This window comes from Blastococcus mobilis (genome assembly GCF_900188025.1).
In the GTDB taxonomy this organism is placed as follows: domain Bacteria; phylum Actinomycetota; class Actinomycetes; order Mycobacteriales; family Geodermatophilaceae; genus Blastococcus_B; species Blastococcus_B mobilis.
This window is the reverse complement of record NZ_FZNO01000008.1, coordinates 139,933-154,665: the sequence shown is the minus strand read 5'-3', so window position 1 is coordinate 154,665 and position 14,733 is coordinate 139,933. Positions and strand designations below refer to the sequence as shown.

At 71.2% G+C, this 14,733-nt stretch carries 13 protein-coding genes; 8 read left to right on the top strand and 5 right to left on the bottom strand.

Annotated elements, in window-relative coordinates:
• Window positions 1-3: 3 nt before the first annotated feature.
• From CHB94_RS09385 to CHB94_RS09380, 3 genes are all read right to left on the bottom strand, one after another.
• The gene (locus tag CHB94_RS09385) at window positions 4-1,620 is read right to left on the bottom strand and encodes a long-chain fatty acid--CoA ligase (RefSeq protein ID WP_089336305.1); all 1,617 of its coding nucleotides are present in this window, start codon (window positions 1,618-1,620) and stop codon (window positions 4-6) included.
• An 88-nt stretch (window positions 1,621-1,708) separates the two neighbouring features.
• Window positions 1,709-1,870: a hypothetical protein gene (locus tag CHB94_RS25105; RefSeq protein ID WP_176445480.1), complete on the bottom strand. Its 162-nt coding sequence runs from the start codon at window positions 1,868-1,870 to the stop codon at window positions 1,709-1,711.
• 85 nt (window positions 1,871-1,955) lie between these two features.
• Window positions 1,956-3,164 (bottom strand): cytochrome P450, encoded by a 1,209-nt coding sequence (locus CHB94_RS09380; RefSeq protein ID WP_089336304.1) that lies wholly within the window; start codon window positions 3,162-3,164, stop codon window positions 1,956-1,958.
• 99 nt (window positions 3,165-3,263) lie between these two features.
• Here CHB94_RS09380 and CHB94_RS09375 point away from each other — a divergent pair, with 99 nt between their 5' ends.
• The 8 genes from CHB94_RS09375 (at window position 3,264) to araA (ending at window position 13,677) form a co-directional block, all read left to right on the top strand.
• The gene (locus CHB94_RS09375; RefSeq protein WP_089336342.1) at window positions 3,264-4,196 is read left to right on the top strand and encodes a DUF5926 family protein; all 933 of its coding nucleotides are present in this window, start codon (window positions 3,264-3,266) and stop codon (window positions 4,194-4,196) included.
• 232 nt (window positions 4,197-4,428) lie between these two features.
• A complete protein-coding gene (gene chvE / locus CHB94_RS09370) occupies window positions 4,429-5,577 on the top strand; it encodes a multiple monosaccharide ABC transporter substrate-binding protein (RefSeq protein WP_089336303.1) in 1,149 nt (382 codons plus the stop codon).
• Window positions 5,578-5,727: 150 nt separating this feature from the next.
• The gene (gene mmsA / locus CHB94_RS09365; RefSeq protein ID WP_303395983.1) at window positions 5,728-7,290 is read left to right on the top strand and encodes a multiple monosaccharide ABC transporter ATP-binding protein; all 1,563 of its coding nucleotides are present in this window, start codon (window positions 5,728-5,730) and stop codon (window positions 7,288-7,290) included.
• Window positions 7,290-8,537: a multiple monosaccharide ABC transporter permease gene (mmsB, locus tag CHB94_RS09360; protein ID WP_089336301.1), complete on the top strand. Its 1,248-nt coding sequence runs from the start codon at window positions 7,290-7,292 to the stop codon at window positions 8,535-8,537. The genes mmsA and mmsB overlap by 1 nt, the downstream gene beginning before the upstream one ends.
• Before the next feature lie 65 nt (window positions 8,538-8,602).
• Window positions 8,603-9,637: a LacI family DNA-binding transcriptional regulator gene (locus tag CHB94_RS09355; RefSeq protein ID WP_217899237.1), complete on the top strand. Its 1,035-nt coding sequence runs from the start codon at window positions 8,603-8,605 to the stop codon at window positions 9,635-9,637.
• A 106-nt stretch (window positions 9,638-9,743) separates the two neighbouring features.
• Window positions 9,744-11,420, top strand: coding sequence for a xylulokinase (locus CHB94_RS09350; protein ID WP_089336300.1), 1,677 nt, complete (start codon window positions 9,744-9,746; stop codon window positions 11,418-11,420).
• Window positions 11,417-12,151 carry an L-ribulose-5-phosphate 4-epimerase gene (locus CHB94_RS09345; RefSeq protein ID WP_089336299.1) on the top strand — a complete coding sequence of 245 codons (735 nt, stop codon included), beginning with the start codon at window positions 11,417-11,419 and terminating at the stop codon, window positions 12,149-12,151. Before CHB94_RS09350 ends, CHB94_RS09345 begins: the two co-directional genes overlap by 4 nt.
• A 14-nt stretch (window positions 12,152-12,165) precedes the next feature.
• A complete protein-coding gene (gene araA / locus CHB94_RS09340) occupies window positions 12,166-13,677 on the top strand; it encodes an L-arabinose isomerase (protein WP_089336298.1) in 1,512 nt (503 codons plus the stop codon).
• Between the two features lie 45 nt (window positions 13,678-13,722).
• Here araA and CHB94_RS09335 read toward each other — a convergent pair whose 3' ends face one another.
• Both CHB94_RS09335 and CHB94_RS09330 read right to left on the bottom strand, forming a co-directional pair.
• A complete protein-coding gene (locus CHB94_RS09335; protein ID WP_089336297.1) occupies window positions 13,723-14,325 on the bottom strand; it encodes a TetR/AcrR family transcriptional regulator in 603 nt (200 codons plus the stop codon).
• A 2-nt stretch (window positions 14,326-14,327) separates the two neighbouring features.
• Window positions 14,328-14,654 carry a DMT family transporter gene (locus CHB94_RS09330; protein WP_089336296.1) on the bottom strand — a complete coding sequence of 109 codons (327 nt, stop codon included), beginning with the start codon at window positions 14,652-14,654 and terminating at the stop codon, window positions 14,328-14,330.
• Window positions 14,655-14,733: the final 79 nt, after the last annotated feature.

Genomic DNA, 14,733 nt, shown 5'->3' with positions numbered 1-14,733 from the left:
GCCTCAGGTCTTGAGCTGGTACTCGGCGAACTTCGCGCGCAGATCCTTCTTCGAGAACTTGCCGACGCTGGTCTTGGGCACCTCCTCGATGAACTCGACGGCGTCGGGCATCCACCACTTGGCCACCAGTGGCTTGATGTGCTCGAGGATGTCGTCGGCCGTTGCCGTCTCACCCTCCTTCAGGACGACGGCGGCCAGCGGGCGCTCGTCCCACTTCGGGTGCGGGATGCCGACGACCGCGGCCTCTTTCACCGCCGGGTGGCTCATGATCGCGTTCTCCAGGTCGACCGAGCTGATCCACTCGCCGCCGGACTTGATGAGGTCCTTGGTGCGGTCGGCGATCCGGATCGACCCGTACTCGTCCATCGCGGCGACGTCGCCGGTCCGCATCCAGCCGTCCTCGGTCGTCAGCGTCACGCCGGCGTCGGGGTGGTAGTACTCCTGCGCACACCACGGGCCGCGCACCTGCAGCTCGCCGGTGGCCGTGTCGTCCCACGGCTGCGGCTCCAGGGTGTCGGCGTCGACGATCCGTGCCTCCACGCCCAGGAACGGGATGCCGGCCCGGGCCCGCTGGGTCGCCTTGGTCTCGTCGTCGGCGTCCTCGTACCGCTTGGGCAGCACCCCGGACGACGCCACGGGGTGGGTCTCGGTCATGCCCCAGGCCTGCAGGATCGGCAGCCCGACCTGCTCGCGGTAGGCCTCCGACAGCGCCTTGGGGACGGCGGAACCGCCGCAGCCGATGTCGCGCAGCTTGTGCGGCTTGCCGGCTAGGTGGGGGAGCACGCCCTGCCAGATGGTGGGGACGCCGGCGGTGAAGGTGACGCCCTCCTCGATGATCAGCTTGGCCAGGTTCTCGGGCTGCATCATCGCGCCGGGCATGACCAGTGAGGCGCCCGCGGCGGGCGCGGCCTGCGCGATGCCCCAGGCATTGGCGTGGAACATCGGCACGACCGGCATCGCGACGTCGCGGATGCCCAGGCCGAACGCGTTCGGCGCCATCACGCCCATCGTGTGCAGGAACGTCGAGCGGTGCGAATAGACCACGCCCTTCGGGTTCCCGGTGGTGCCGCTCGTGTAGCACATCGAGGCGGCCAGGTTCTCGTCCTCGACGTGGAAGTCCACCGGCTCGGCCTCGGCCAGCAACGTCTCGTAGTCGAGGATCCGCGGGTCGTCGGGGATCTCGTTGCCGCCGCCGTCGTCCATGAGCACGACGTGCTTGACCGTCTTCATCGTGTCGATGAGCGGCCACAGCAGGGGCAGCACCGTGCGGTCGACGAAGATGACCTCGTCCTCGGCGTGGTTGGCGATGTAGGTCAGCTGCTCGGGGAACAGGCGCACGTTGAGCGTGTGCAGCACGCGCCCGGTGCAGGGGGCGGCGAAGTACAGCTCCAGGTGCCGCTGGCTGTTCCAGCCGAAGGTGCCCACCCGGCCGTCGGCGCTGATGTCGAGCGTGTCGAGGACCCCGCCCAGCTTGCGGGTGCGTTGCGCCCACTCCGCGTAGGTCGCCCGGGTGACGCCACCGGGGTTGTTGGTGACGATCGTTCCGTCGCCGTAGTGCTGTTCGACGTGCCGGAAGATCGAGTCGACGGTCAGGGGTGTGTCCTGCATCAGGCCGCGCATGACCGCATCGTGCCAGTGACCAGGCTCACCTTCCACAGATGACCAGCGCCTCAGCGGAAAGCGTCGACCATCCCGGCGATGACGGCGGTCAGCACGCCCGGCGCCGCGTGGTGACGACGATGAGGAGCGCCGCGGCCGCGACGGCGAGCAGGAGGATGCGCAGCCGGCGACGTCGAGCGGTCACCTCGGGCCGGTCGGCGTCGTCCGCCGACAGGAACTCGTCCGCCCAGTCGTCTTCCGATCGGTCCACGCGCCCTCCTCGCCGCCAGCTCACCAGGAACACGCGGCGAGGAGGCCGCGACGACCTACACCGTGGCGTCTCGATTCCGTAACGGTCAGGCGGTGAGGACGACGGGCAGCTCGGCGAGGCCGCGGATGACGAACTCCGGACGGCGGCGCGCCGGGCGGGCCAGCTCCAGGCGCGACGTCCGCGCCAGGAGCGCGCCGAACGAGGCCTGCAGCTCGACGCGCGCCAGCGGTGCGCCGATGCAGAAGTGGATGCCGGCCCCGAAGGAGATGTGCGGGTTGTCGGTGCGCCCCACGTCGAGGACCTCCGGGGCGTCGAAGACCGCCGGGTCGTGGTTCGCCGAGCCCAGCAGGGCGGCGATCTTCTGCCCCCGCTCCACCGTGATGCCGCCGATCTCGACGTCCGCGGTCGCGGTGCGCTCGAACAGCTGCAGCGGGGAGTCGAAGCGCATCAGCTCCTCGATCGCCGTCGGCAGCAGGTTCGGGTCCTCCCGCAGCCGGGTCAGCTCCGAGGGGTGCTCCAGCAGCGCGAGCAGGCCGTTGCCGCTCACGTTCACCGTCGCCTCGTGGCCGGCATTCAGCAGCAGGATGCAGGTGGTCACCAGCTCGTCCTCGGTGAGCCGGTCGCCCTCGGAGTCGCGAACGCTCACCAGGTGGGAGAGCAGGTCCTCGCCGGGGGCCCGACGGCGCTCGGCGGCGAGCGTGCGCAGGTAGGCGACGAACTCGTCGGCGGCGCGTTCGGCGGCGTCCTCCGTCTCCGTCGTCCGCCCGTACTCGTACATCTTGACGATCGCGTTCGACCACGGGCGCAGCAGCGGCCGGTCGGTATCGGGCACGCCCAGCAGCTCAGCGATGACGGCCACCGGGAGCTCCTCGGCCATCCCGGACAGGACGTCGACGGGCTCGACGCCGGCCGACCGCTCGACCAGCCCGTCGACGAGGGTGCGCGCGAGGTCCTCCACCCACGGCCGCAGCCGCTCGACGTGTCCCCGGGCGAAGGCCGCACTGATCAGCCGGCGCAGCCGGGTGTGGTCCGGCGGCTCCATCTCCAGGATCGCGTTGCGGTGGATCAGGTTGAAGCTGCCGAACCGCTCGGCCGGCTGCTTGTCCGCCCAGATGCGGCCCAGTCGCCGGTCGCGGAGAACGGCATTGGCCTCGGTGTGGGTGAACGCCAGCCACAGCCCCAGCCCCTCGTGCCACTGCACCGGCGCGACCGCGCGCGCCTCGGCGAAGGCCGGGTACGGATCGGCGACGACGGCGGGGTCGGTGAGGTCGAGCGGTGCGGCGGGAGCGGTCACGTGAGCGAGCCTAGGAAGCGCGGTAACGACGGTCCTCACGCCGTCCCCGGGCAGATCTCGCGGGCGGACCCCGCGGGCGGTCCCCCTACGCTGCACCGCATGGCTTCCCGCAAGCGCTCCTCCGCTCCCGCCGCTGCCGCGCCGGAGGGCGTCAACCCGAAGGCCCCGTGCCCGTGCGGCTCGGGACGCCGCTACAAGCACTGCCACGGCTCGGGCTACGCCCCGCCGGTGACGCGGCCCTTCGAGGGCCTCCCCGGCGAGGTCGACTGGGTCGCGCTGCGCGAGCTGGTGCCGGCGGCGACAGCCACCCTGCGGACGACGGACGGCCGTGAGGTCACCCTCGCCAGCGTGCTGCCCGGCGGCACCCCCGCCCTGGTCCGCGCCAGCGGGGAGATCCTGCTCGGCGTCCAGATGCAGACCTCCTCCGACGACGTCAGCCGCGACATCGGCACGGCGCTCGCCGCCGCACTCGAGGCCCCGGCGGGCGCGCCGGTCGACCCCGGCCCGATCGGGGCGGCGGGCTCGGCCGGGCCCCGCCTGCAGGAGCTGCTGGACCTCTCGGCACCGTTCGAGGTGACCGTGCACGACGACTTCGGGTTCTGGCTGGAGGGCACCGACCCGGCCCCTGCGGCGCTGGCCGGCCTGGAGCACGCCAACGAGGCGATCCTGCCCACCGTGCGGCTGGCGGGGCTGGAGGCGGCCTACTGGGTGCGACCGGGCGACGAGCGGGCGCACCTGCGCTGGGTGCGGCCCGAGCCTGAGGAGAAGCTCCTCGACGCGCTGGCCCGGTTGTCGGCGTCGGAGCAGATCCTGCTGGGCGAGGGGACCCGCTACGCCGGCGCCTTCCGTGCGCTCGGGCTGGTCGTGCCGGTGTGGGACCTGCCCGCCGACACCCCGGCCGAGGACTGGGCCGGCCCGGCCAAGGAGTTCCAGGCGCGGCTGGAGCGGGCCCTGACGATCACCGAGCCCCTGTCCTCCGACGAGCGCCGGGCCCGCGCGGGGCTGATCTCGCGGCAGATCACCCTGCGCTGACCCCCGGGCTTCCCGGCGCCCAGGAGTACGCCGGGCGACGGCGCGCCGGGGTTCGAGACGCTGCGCGACCCAGAGCACGCCAAGGTGTCACGAGCGTTACGCGAAAGTGACTACCAGCGGGCGAGCAGGGGTTGACGGCACTGCTTGTTAGCGCTCACATTTACTGCGCTCGCGGATCCGCGGGCCTGCGCCGGGTCGAGTGGCAGCAGATGTCTCAAAGAGGAGATCAAACGTGAGCAGGAAGCTCGGCTTGACCGCCGCGACCGCCACCCTGGCGCTCGCGCTGACGGCCTGTGGTGGCGAGGGCGCCGGGAGCGGCTCCGGGGGCGGCTCCGAGGCGGGGGACCAGTCGATCGGCGTCTCGATGCCGACCCAGACCTCCGAGCGGTGGATCGCCGACGGCAACTCGGTGAAGGAGCAGCTGGAGGACGAGGGTTACCAGGTCGAGCTCCAGTACGCCAACGACGACATCCCCACCCAGTCCCAGCAGGTCGACCAGATGATCACCCAGGGCGTCGACGCCCTGATCATCGCGGCCATCGACGGCACCGCGCTCAGCAGCCAGCTGCAGGCCGCAGCGGACGCCGACATCCCGGTCATCTCCTACGACCGGTTGATCCGTGACACCGAGAACGTCGACTTCTACGTCAGCTTCGACAACTTCAAGGTCGGCGAGGCCCAGGGCAACGCCCTGCTGACCGGCCTGGGCCTCAAGACCGCTGACGGCGGCGAAGGAGACGCCACCGGGCCGTTCAACATCGAGCTGTTCGCGGGCTCGCTGGACGACAACAACGCGTTCTTCTTCTTCGACGGCGCCATGTCGGTCCTCAAGCCGTTCATCGACGACGGCACGCTGATCGTCAAGTCCGGCCAGACCGCGATCGAGCAGGCCGCCACCCTTCGCTGGCAGCAGGAGACGGCGCAGAAGCGCATGGAGGACCTGCTGACCTCCAACTACAACGACGGCACCCGCGTCGACGGCGTCCTCTCGCCCTACGACGGCCTGTCCCGCGGGATCATCACCGCGCTGCAGAACGCCGGCTACGGCCCGACCACCGACGGTGGCGCGCAGCCCATGCCGATCGTCACCGGTCAGGACGCCGAGATCGCCTCGGTCAAGCTGATCGACGACGGTGTCCAGCACTCCACGATCTTCAAGGACACCCGACTGCTGGCCGAGCAGGCCGTCGTCGCCGCGAAGGCGTTCCTCGAGGGGAAGGAGCCGGAGGCCAACGACACCAAGACCTACGACAACGGGGTCAAGGTCGTGCCCTCCTACCTGCTGCCCGTCGAGACCGTCTACAAGGACAACATCCAGTCCGCGCTGATCGAAACGGACTACTGGACGGCGGAAGAGGTCGAGTCCGGCCAGGCCGACTGATCTCCGCACCATGACCGGCCGGGCCCGGTGGCGCCATCGCTGCCGGGTCCGGCCGCACCACCCCGGCCGTCACTCATCACGACGAACGGCTGGGCAAGCCCCACACTCTGAACATCGCACGCCGCGCGCACCCGCCTCGCCCGTACGCGCATGACGAGCCTGAGGACGACGGAGTCCATGGACGACAACATCCTGGAGATGCGCTCGATCACCAAGACCTTCCCGGGCGTGAAGGCGCTCGAGGACGTCTCCCTGGCCGTGCGCCGGGGCGAGATCCACGCGATCTGCGGTGAGAACGGCGCCGGTAAATCCACGCTCATGAAGGTGCTGTCGGGGGTCTACCCGACCGGCAGCTACGACGGCGAGATCGTGTACGACGGGCAGTCGGTCCACTTCTCCGGCATCCGGGACAGCGAGCACGTCGGGATCGTGATCATCCACCAGGAGCTCGCGCTCGTCCCGTACCTGTCGATCGCGGAGAACATCTTCCTGGGCAACGAGCGGCGCGGCCGCGGTGGCCTCATCGACTGGAACCTCGCCAACGCCGACGCGGCCAAGCTGCTGGCCTCCGTGGGCCTGGACGAGAACCCGGTGACCCCGGTCGCCCAGCTCGGCGTGGGCAAGCAGCAGCTGGTGGAGATCGCGAAGGCGCTCTCCAAGGACGTGCGGCTGCTCATCCTCGACGAGCCCACCGCCGCCCTCAACGACAGCGACTCCGCGCACCTGCTCGATCTGCTGCGCCGGCTCAAGGAGCGCGGGATCACCTCGATCATGATCTCGCACAAGCTGAACGAGATCACCGCTGTCGCGGACAACGTGACCGTCATCCGGGACGGGAAGACGGTCGAGACGCTCAACCTGCACCGGGGTGAGGTCACCCAGGAGCGCATCATCCGCGGCATGGTCGGTCGCGACCTGGAGAGCTTCTACCCCGAGCGGGAGTCGCACCCCGGCGAGGAGGTGCTGCGGGTCGAGGACTGGACGGTCTGGCACCCCACCCAGGACCGCAAGGTCGTCGACGGGGCGAGCTTCTCGGTGCGTGCCGGCGAGGTCGTCGGCATCGCCGGGCTGATGGGCGCCGGGCGCACCGAGCTGGCGATGAGCATCTTCGGCCGCTCCTACGGCCGGGACATCAGCGGCCGGATCTTCATGCACGGCAACGAGGTCAAGGCGCGGTCGGTCGCGGAGGCCATCGACCGCGGCATCGCCTACGCGACCGAGGACCGCAAGCGCTACGGGCTCAACCTGATCGAGGACATCCGGCGCAACGTCTCCGCGGCTGCCCTCGGCAAGCTGTCCCGGCGCGGCTGGGTCAACGGCAACGAGGAGACCAAGGTCGCCGAGGAGAGCCGGCGCAGCATGAACATCAAGGCGCCGAGCGTGATGGCGATCGTCGGGAAGCTCTCGGGCGGCAATCAGCAGAAGGTCGTCCTGTCGAAGTGGCTGTTCACCGACCCCGACGTCCTCATCCTCGACGAGCCCACCCGCGGCATCGACGTGGGCGCCAAGTACGAGATCTACACGATCATCAACCGGCTGGTAGCGGCCGGGAAGGCCGTCGTCGTCATCTCCTCCGAGCTGCCCGAGCTGCTCGGCATCTGCGACCGCATCTACACGTTGTCGGCCGGTCGGATCACCGGTCAGCTGCCGGTGACCGAGGCCACCCAGGAGAGCCTCATGGAACTGATGACCAAGGAAAGGGCGTCCGTCTGATGGCCACGACCACGACCCCGCAGGCCGACCCGACGCCGAAGGAGCCGGCGCCCGCCGCCGCCCTCCACACCGGGACCAGCGACCTGCGTGCGCTGATCGCCCGCAACCTGCGGACCAGCGGCATCTACGTCGCGTTCGTCGCGATCGTGGCGCTCTTCGCCGTCCTGACCGACGGGGTCTCGCTGAGCCCCGGCAACATCACCAACATCGTCCTGCAGTACTCCTACATCCTGGTGCTGGCGATCGGCATGGTCCTGGTGATCATCGCCGGACACATCGACCTCTCGGTCGGGTCCGTCGTCGCGCTCACCGGCGCGGTGTCCGCCGTCCTGGTGATCCAGCAGGGCTTCCCGTGGTGGGTCGGCGTGGTCGCCGCGCTCGCCGTCGGTATCGCCGTCGGCGCGTGGCACGGCTTCTGGGTCGCCTACGTCGGCATCCCCGCGTTCATCGTGACCCTCGCCGGCATGCTGCTGTTCCGCGGGATGACGCTGCAGGTACTGGACAACATCTCGCTGTCACCGTTCCCGCAGGAGTACGGCAGGGTTGCCAGCGGTTTCCTCAACGGCCTGCTCGGCGGCTACGGGTACGACGCGTTCACGCTGCTGATCGGTGCGGTGGCCGTCGCCGGGTACGCGGTCAGCGGCTTCCGCACCCGCGTCGCGCGCATCAAGTACGAGCAGCCGGTCGAGTCCTTCCCGCTGTTCGTCGGGCGGGTGGTCCTGGTCGGCGCCGTCGTCATGTACTTCGCCTGGCAGCTCGCCCACGCCCGCGGCCTGCCGATCGTGCTGATCATCCTGGCGGTCCTGGTCATCGCCTACGGCATCATCTCCAAGCGCACCGTCTTCGGCCGGCAGATCTACGCCATCGGCGGCAACCTGGCCGCGGCGCAGCTCTCCGGCGTCAAGGTGAAGGTCGTCAACTTCTGGATCTTCGTGAACATGGGCTTCCTCGCCGCGGTCGCCGGGATCATCTACTCCTCGCGATCCAACGGAGCCCAGCCGGCGGCCGGCAACATGTTCGAGCTCGACGCGATCGCAGCCGCCTTCATCGGTGGCGCAGCCGTCACCGGTGGCGTCGGTACGGTCGTCGGTGCCATGGTCGGCGGCCTGATCATGGCCGTGATGAGCAACGGCATGCAGCTCATGGGCGTCGAACAGCAGATCCAGTCGATCGTCAAGGGCCTCGTGCTCCTGCTGGCGGTCGCCTTCGACGTCTACAACAAGCGGCGCGCAGGGGCCTCCCGCTGAGCCGCGAGCCGGACGCCGCGGTCGCGGACCGCGGCGTCCGGCCCGGTCGCGGAGAGGGGAGAGTGGTGGAGCCCGACGGGGTGGTGGCCCGTGCGCTGGTGATGTCCGACGTCGCCGCTCTCGCGGGGGTCTCCCACCAGACCGTGTCCCGGGTGATCAACGGGCACCCGAACGTCGCGCCGCACACCCGCGAGCGGGTCGAGCGGGCCATCGCCGAGCTGGGCTACCGGCCCAACATCGCGGCGCGGGCCCTGGTCACCGGGTCCACCCGCACCATCGGGCTGGTCACGGTGAAGATCAACCAGTACGGGCCGGCGCAGACGATGCTCGGACTCGAGAATGCCGCGCGGGCTGCGGGCTACTCGCTGAGCGTCTCGATCCTGGACGACGCGACCGCCGCCGCCATGCGGGAGGCCGTGGACACCTTCGTCGCCCAGCGGGTCGACGGCATCGTGGCGCTCTCCACCTACGACGACGCCGCGGAGGCGCTGCGCGCGCTCGATCCGCCGGTGCCGCTGGTCGCCGTCCAGGTGGGCGGGGCGGAAGACCGTCCCGCCGTCGGCGTGGAGCAGGAGGCCGGTGCCCGGTTGGCCACCGGTCACCTGCTCGCTCTCGGCCACCGGACGGTGCACCACGTCTCCGGCCCGGCGGACTCGCAGGAGGCGCGCGGCCGCATGGAGGGGTGGCGCTCCGAGCTGCTCTCCGTCGGCGCCCCTGTTCCGGAGTGCCTCCCCGGTGACTGGACCCCGGCCGCCGGGCACGCCGCCGGGCGTCGGCTGGCCGCCCGCATCCGCGCCGGTGAGGACGTGACCGCGGTCTTCCTCGCCAACGACCAGATGGCCCTGGGCCTGCTGGCAGCCCTGCACGAGGAGGGCCTGGACGTCCCCGGGGATGTGAGCGTCGTCGGTTTCGACGACCTTCCGGAGGCGCCCTACTTCACCCCGCCGCTGACCACGGTGCGGCAGGACTTCGCCGAGCTGGGACGCCGGGGGGTGCAGCTCGTGCTCGCCCGGATGAAGGGGGAGAGCCTGCATCCGGACCCGGTCCCCCCGGACCTGGTGGTGCGGTCCAGCACCGGTCCGGCCCGGGCCCAGGCATGAGGCGACCGGTTGTGTCAACGCTGACAGGCGGCCGCGTGCCGCGTCCCGCGGTCGAGCGGATCGCTGGAAACAGGCCTGTCCCCGGAGGACGAGAGGGTCTCCTGACATGACGATGGATGCCGGCGCAGCGATCACCGGCGGTCGCACGGCCCTGGGGATCGAGCTCGGGTCGACCCGGATCAAGGCGGTGCTGATCGGCCCGGATCACGCTCCGCTCGCCGTCGGCAGCCACGACTGGGCGAACCAGTTCGTGGACCGGCTCTGGACGTACTCGCTGGACGCCGTGTGGACAGGGGTGCAGCAGAGCTTCGCGGCCCTGGCCGACGACGTGCGGCGACGCCACGGGCTCGAGCTGGCAGGAGTCGGCGCCCTCGGCGTGTCGGCGATGATGCACGGCTACCTCGCGTTCGACGCCGACGGTGCGCTGCTCACGCCGTTCCGCACCTGGCGCAACACGAACACGGGTCGCGCAGCCGAGCGGCTCAGCGCGGAGTTCGGTTGCAACATCCCGCACCGGTGGAGCGTCGCGCACCTCTACCAGGCGATCCTGGACCGCGAAGAACACGTCGGTCGACTGGACCACCTGACGACCCTGGCCGGCTACGTGCATTGGCAGCTCACCGGCGAGAAGGTCCTCGGCATCGGGGATGCAAGCGGCATGTTCCCGATCGACGGTGACACCGGGGAGTACTCCGCCAGGATGCTGGCCCGGTTCGACCAGCTGGCCGCCGAGGCCGGGGTCGAGCTGACCCTGGCCGAGCTGCTGCCCGCCATCGCACTCGCCGGCCAGCCGGCCGGGACGCTCACCGGAGCGGGCGCGGCGCTGCTCGACCCGACCGGGCGGCTGCGCGCCGGCATCCCGCTCTGCCCCCCCGAGGGTGACGCGGGCACGGGGATGGTCGCCACCAACTCGGTCGCTCCGCGCACCGGCAACGTCTCCGCCGGGACGAGCATCTTCGCCATGGTCGTGCTCGAGCACGAGCTCGCCGGGGTGCACCGCGAACTGGACCTGGTCACCACACCGGCCGGGGACCCGGTGGCCATGGTGCACTGCAACAACGGGGCCAGTGAGCTGGAAGCCTGGGTCGGGCTGTTCGCCGAGTTCGCCCAGGCTCTGGGGGCCGACGTGGACCCGTCGGAGGTCTTCGAGACGCTGTTCGCCGCCGCACTGGGCGGTGCCAGCGACTGCGGCGGGATGCTCGCCTACAACTACCTCTCCGGGGAGCCGATCACCGACCTCGAGGAGGGCCGGCCGCTCTTCCTGCGGTCCCCGGACAGCAGGCTCGACCTCGGCACCTTCATGCGGACCCACCTGTTCGCCTCCCTGGCCACGCTCAGGATCGGCATGGACGTCCTGCAGAAGACCGAGGGCGTACGGCTCGACCGGATGTTCGCGCACGGCGGCTTGTTCAAGACCGAGGGCGTCGCGCAACGCTTCCTGGCCGCTGCGATCGACACCCCTGTCTCCGTCGGCGACGTCGCCGGCGAGGGGGGTGCCTGGGGCGTCGCCGTCCTGGCCGCCTTCGCCACCAGTGGCTCGCCGGAACGGAGCCTGGCGGGCTACCTGGACACCACGGTCTTCACCGGCACGAGCCTGCAGACCGCCGAGCCCGACCCGGACGACGTCGAGGGCTTCGACGCGTTCATGCAGCGGTACGTCGCCGCACTCCCGGTCGAGCGGGCCGCCGTGGACCACGTGGGGGTCGGCCAGCGGCCGGCCGCGCCGCAGACCGCCGACACGGAGACGACCTCCGCCGTCCTGATCGAGGAGCAGCCGGCATGAGCTCACCCCACGAGAACGCTCCGCTGGCGCTCCACGTCCACGCGGGGGCCCCGAATGAGCCCACCCCGACCGAGCGGGGGACCCACCGCGGGCTCCGCGAGCACGTCGCCGCACTGCACGCGGAGCTGACCCGCTACCGGCTGGTCACCTGGACCGCCGGCAACGTCTCCGCCCGCGTCCCGGGTGAGGAGCTCTTCGTCATCAAGGGGAGCGGGGTCTCCTACGACGAGCTGACCTGGGAGGGCATCACCGTCTGCGACCTCGACGGGAACGTCGTCGACGGGGGCAAGGCGCCGTCGTCCGACACCGCCGCGCACGCCTACGTCTACCGCAGCATGGCCGACGTCCACGGGCAGGTGCACACGCACAGCCCGTACGCCACGGCCTGGGCGGCGCGCGGTGAGGAGATCCCGTGCGTGCTGACGGCGATGGCCGACGAGTTCGGCGGTCCGATCCCGGTCGGGCCGTTCGCGCTGATCGGGGACGACTCCATCGGCCAGGGCATCGTCGCGACGCTGCGGGGCTCCCGCTCGCGGGCGGTGCTCATGCAGAACCACGGCGTCTTCACCATCGGGCCGTCGGCCGAGGCGGCGGTCAAGGCCGCCGTCATGACGGAGGACGTCGCCCGCACCGTGCACCTCTCCCGCCAGCTGGGGGAGCCCATCCCGATCGCGCAGCCGGACATCGACTCGCTGCACGCGCGCTACCAGAACGTGTACGGACAACGTTGAGGAAGGACACCCCCGTGGCAGCAGAGCCGTTCGCCGGTTCCGAGGTCTGGTTCCTGACCGGCAGCCAGGGGCTGTACGGCGAGGAGACCCTCCAGCAGGTCGCGTCGCAGTCGCAGCGGGTGGCCGCCGCCCTGGACGAGGCCGGCGAGGTGCCGGTCCGCGTGGTCTGGAAGCCGGTGCTCACCGATGCCGGAGCGATCCGGCGGGCCATGGGGGAAGCCAACGAGGACGCCGCCTGCCTCGGCGTCATCACCTGGATGCACACCTTCTCCCCGGCGAAGATGTGGATCTCCGGTCTCGACGCGCTGCGCAAGCCGCTGCTGCACCTGCACACCCAGGCCGACGCCGCCCTGCCGTGGGCGACGATCGACATGGACTTCATGAACCTGAACCAGGCCGCCCACGGCGACCGGGAGTACGGCTTCCTACTCACCCGGCTGCGCGTGCCGCGGACGACGGTGTCGGGGCACGTGTCCGACCCGCGGGTGCGGGCGCGCGTCGGTTCGTGGGCGCGGGCGGCTGCCGGTGCGGCCGCGGCCCGCGGCCTGAAGCTGGCCCGCTTCGGCGACAACATGCGCAACGTCGCGGTCACCGAGGGGGACAAGGTCGAGGCGGAGATCCGCTTCGGCATGTCGGTGAACACGTGGGGCGTCAACGACCTGGTCGCCGTGGTCGACGCCGTGCCCGACAAGGACGTCGACGCGCTGGTCGAGGAGTACGCCGAGCTCTACGAGATGTCGGCCGACGTCCGGCCGGGCGGTGCGCAGCACGAGGCGGTGCGGTACCAGGCCCGGATCGAGGCGGCTCTGCGCTCGTTCCTGGTCGACGGCGGCTTCGGGGCGTTCACCACGAACTTCGAGGACCTCGGCGGCCTGCGCCAGCTCCCCGGCCTCGCCGTCCAGCGGCTGATGGCCGACGGCTACGGCTTCGGCGGTGAGGGTGACTGGAAGACCTCCGCGCTGTTGCGGGTGCTCAAGGTCGCCGGCGCGGGCCTTCCGGGCGGGACGTCGTTCATGGAGGACTACACCTACGACCTGGAGCCGGGCAGCGAGAAGATCCTCGGGGCCCACATGCTCGAGGTCTGCCCGACGATCTCCGGCGAGAAGCCGCGGCTCGAGGTGCACCCGCTGGGGATCGGCGGCCGCGAGGACCCGGCCCGCCTGGTCTTCACCGCGGCTCCGGCCGAGGGCGTCGTCATCGGCTGGTCGGACCTCGGTGAGCGCTTCCGCTGGGTGGCCAACGAGATCGACGTCGTCGAGCCGGACGAGCCGTTGCCGAACCTGCCGGTGGCCCGCGCCGTCTGGCAGCCGCGGCCGGACTTCCCGACGGCGACCGAGGGGTGGCTGACCGCCGGCGGGCCGCACCACACGGTCCTGACGACGCAGCTCGGCGCCGACGAGCTGACCGACCTGGCCGAGGTGTTCTCCACCGAGCTGGTGCTCATCGATGCCGACACCACCCGGCGGTCGCTCGCCAGGGAGCTGCGCTGGAGCGCGGCCTACCACCGGCTGGCCCAGCGGCTCTGACCCCCGGTCCCCGGCCGACGTGGCCACATCGGCCAGGTGGGCCGCTCAGCGGGGGGATCGCTCCAGGGCGTCCCGGACGGCGGCCAGGGCGCGGGTGCGGGCCGAGCCGTCCCCCTCGACCAGTGCCGAGATCGCGGTGCCGTCGAGGACCGCGACCAGGTGCTCGATGTCGGCGTCGCCGTGACCGCAGCGGTCCAGCGCCTCGGTGAGCAGCGCGTCGACCCGTGCCCGTGCCCGCTGCAGCACCGGCCGGAGAGCAGGGTGCCGGCCGCTGGCGAGGAACCGCTCGTAGTGGGCCTGGAGGTCCGCATCGCTGCGCCGCCGCGGTCCCAGCACGATGCCGACGACGAGCTCGGCCGCCCACCGGGTCGAGCGACTGCGCCGGGGGAGTGCCTCGACCAGCTCCGCGACCGCACCCAGCTCGTCGTCGGCGGCCCGCTCCACCGCCGCCACCAGCAGGTCGTCCAGCGAGCCGAAGTAGTACGTCGTCGCCGCCAGGGGCACGCGCGCGGCGGCTGCGACCGAACGGTGGGACACGGCGTCCGGGCCGTCGGTGGCCAGCATCGCCACCGCAGCGGCGACGATCGCCTCGCGGCGCGCGGCGCCCTTCGCCGTGGCCGGACGCGCCCCGCCCGCTGCGGCCGCCATGGTCAGTGCGCCGACGACGGCGACAGGTTCAGCCCGACCACGCCCGCGACGATCAGGAGGATCGACAGCAGCCGCAGCGTCGTCACCGGGTCGCGGAGGAAGACCATGCCGACGATGGCCGTTCCCGCCGCGCCGATCCCGGTCCACACGGCGTAGGCGCTCCCGACCGGCAGGCTGCGCAGGCCGATCGAGAGCAGCGTGAAGCTGATCCCCGAGAAGACGAGGAAGGCCAGGGTCCACCAGAGCCGGCTGAAGCCGTCCGACAGCTTCAGCGAGACCGCGAAGGCGGTCTCGAACAGCCCCGCCACGATCACCAGTGCCCATGCCATGCCGGCGACGTCCTTCCAGGTGGTACGCCCGAACCAATCAGACAGGTACGACCGTACCACTTTTTGTGTACGCATGTAC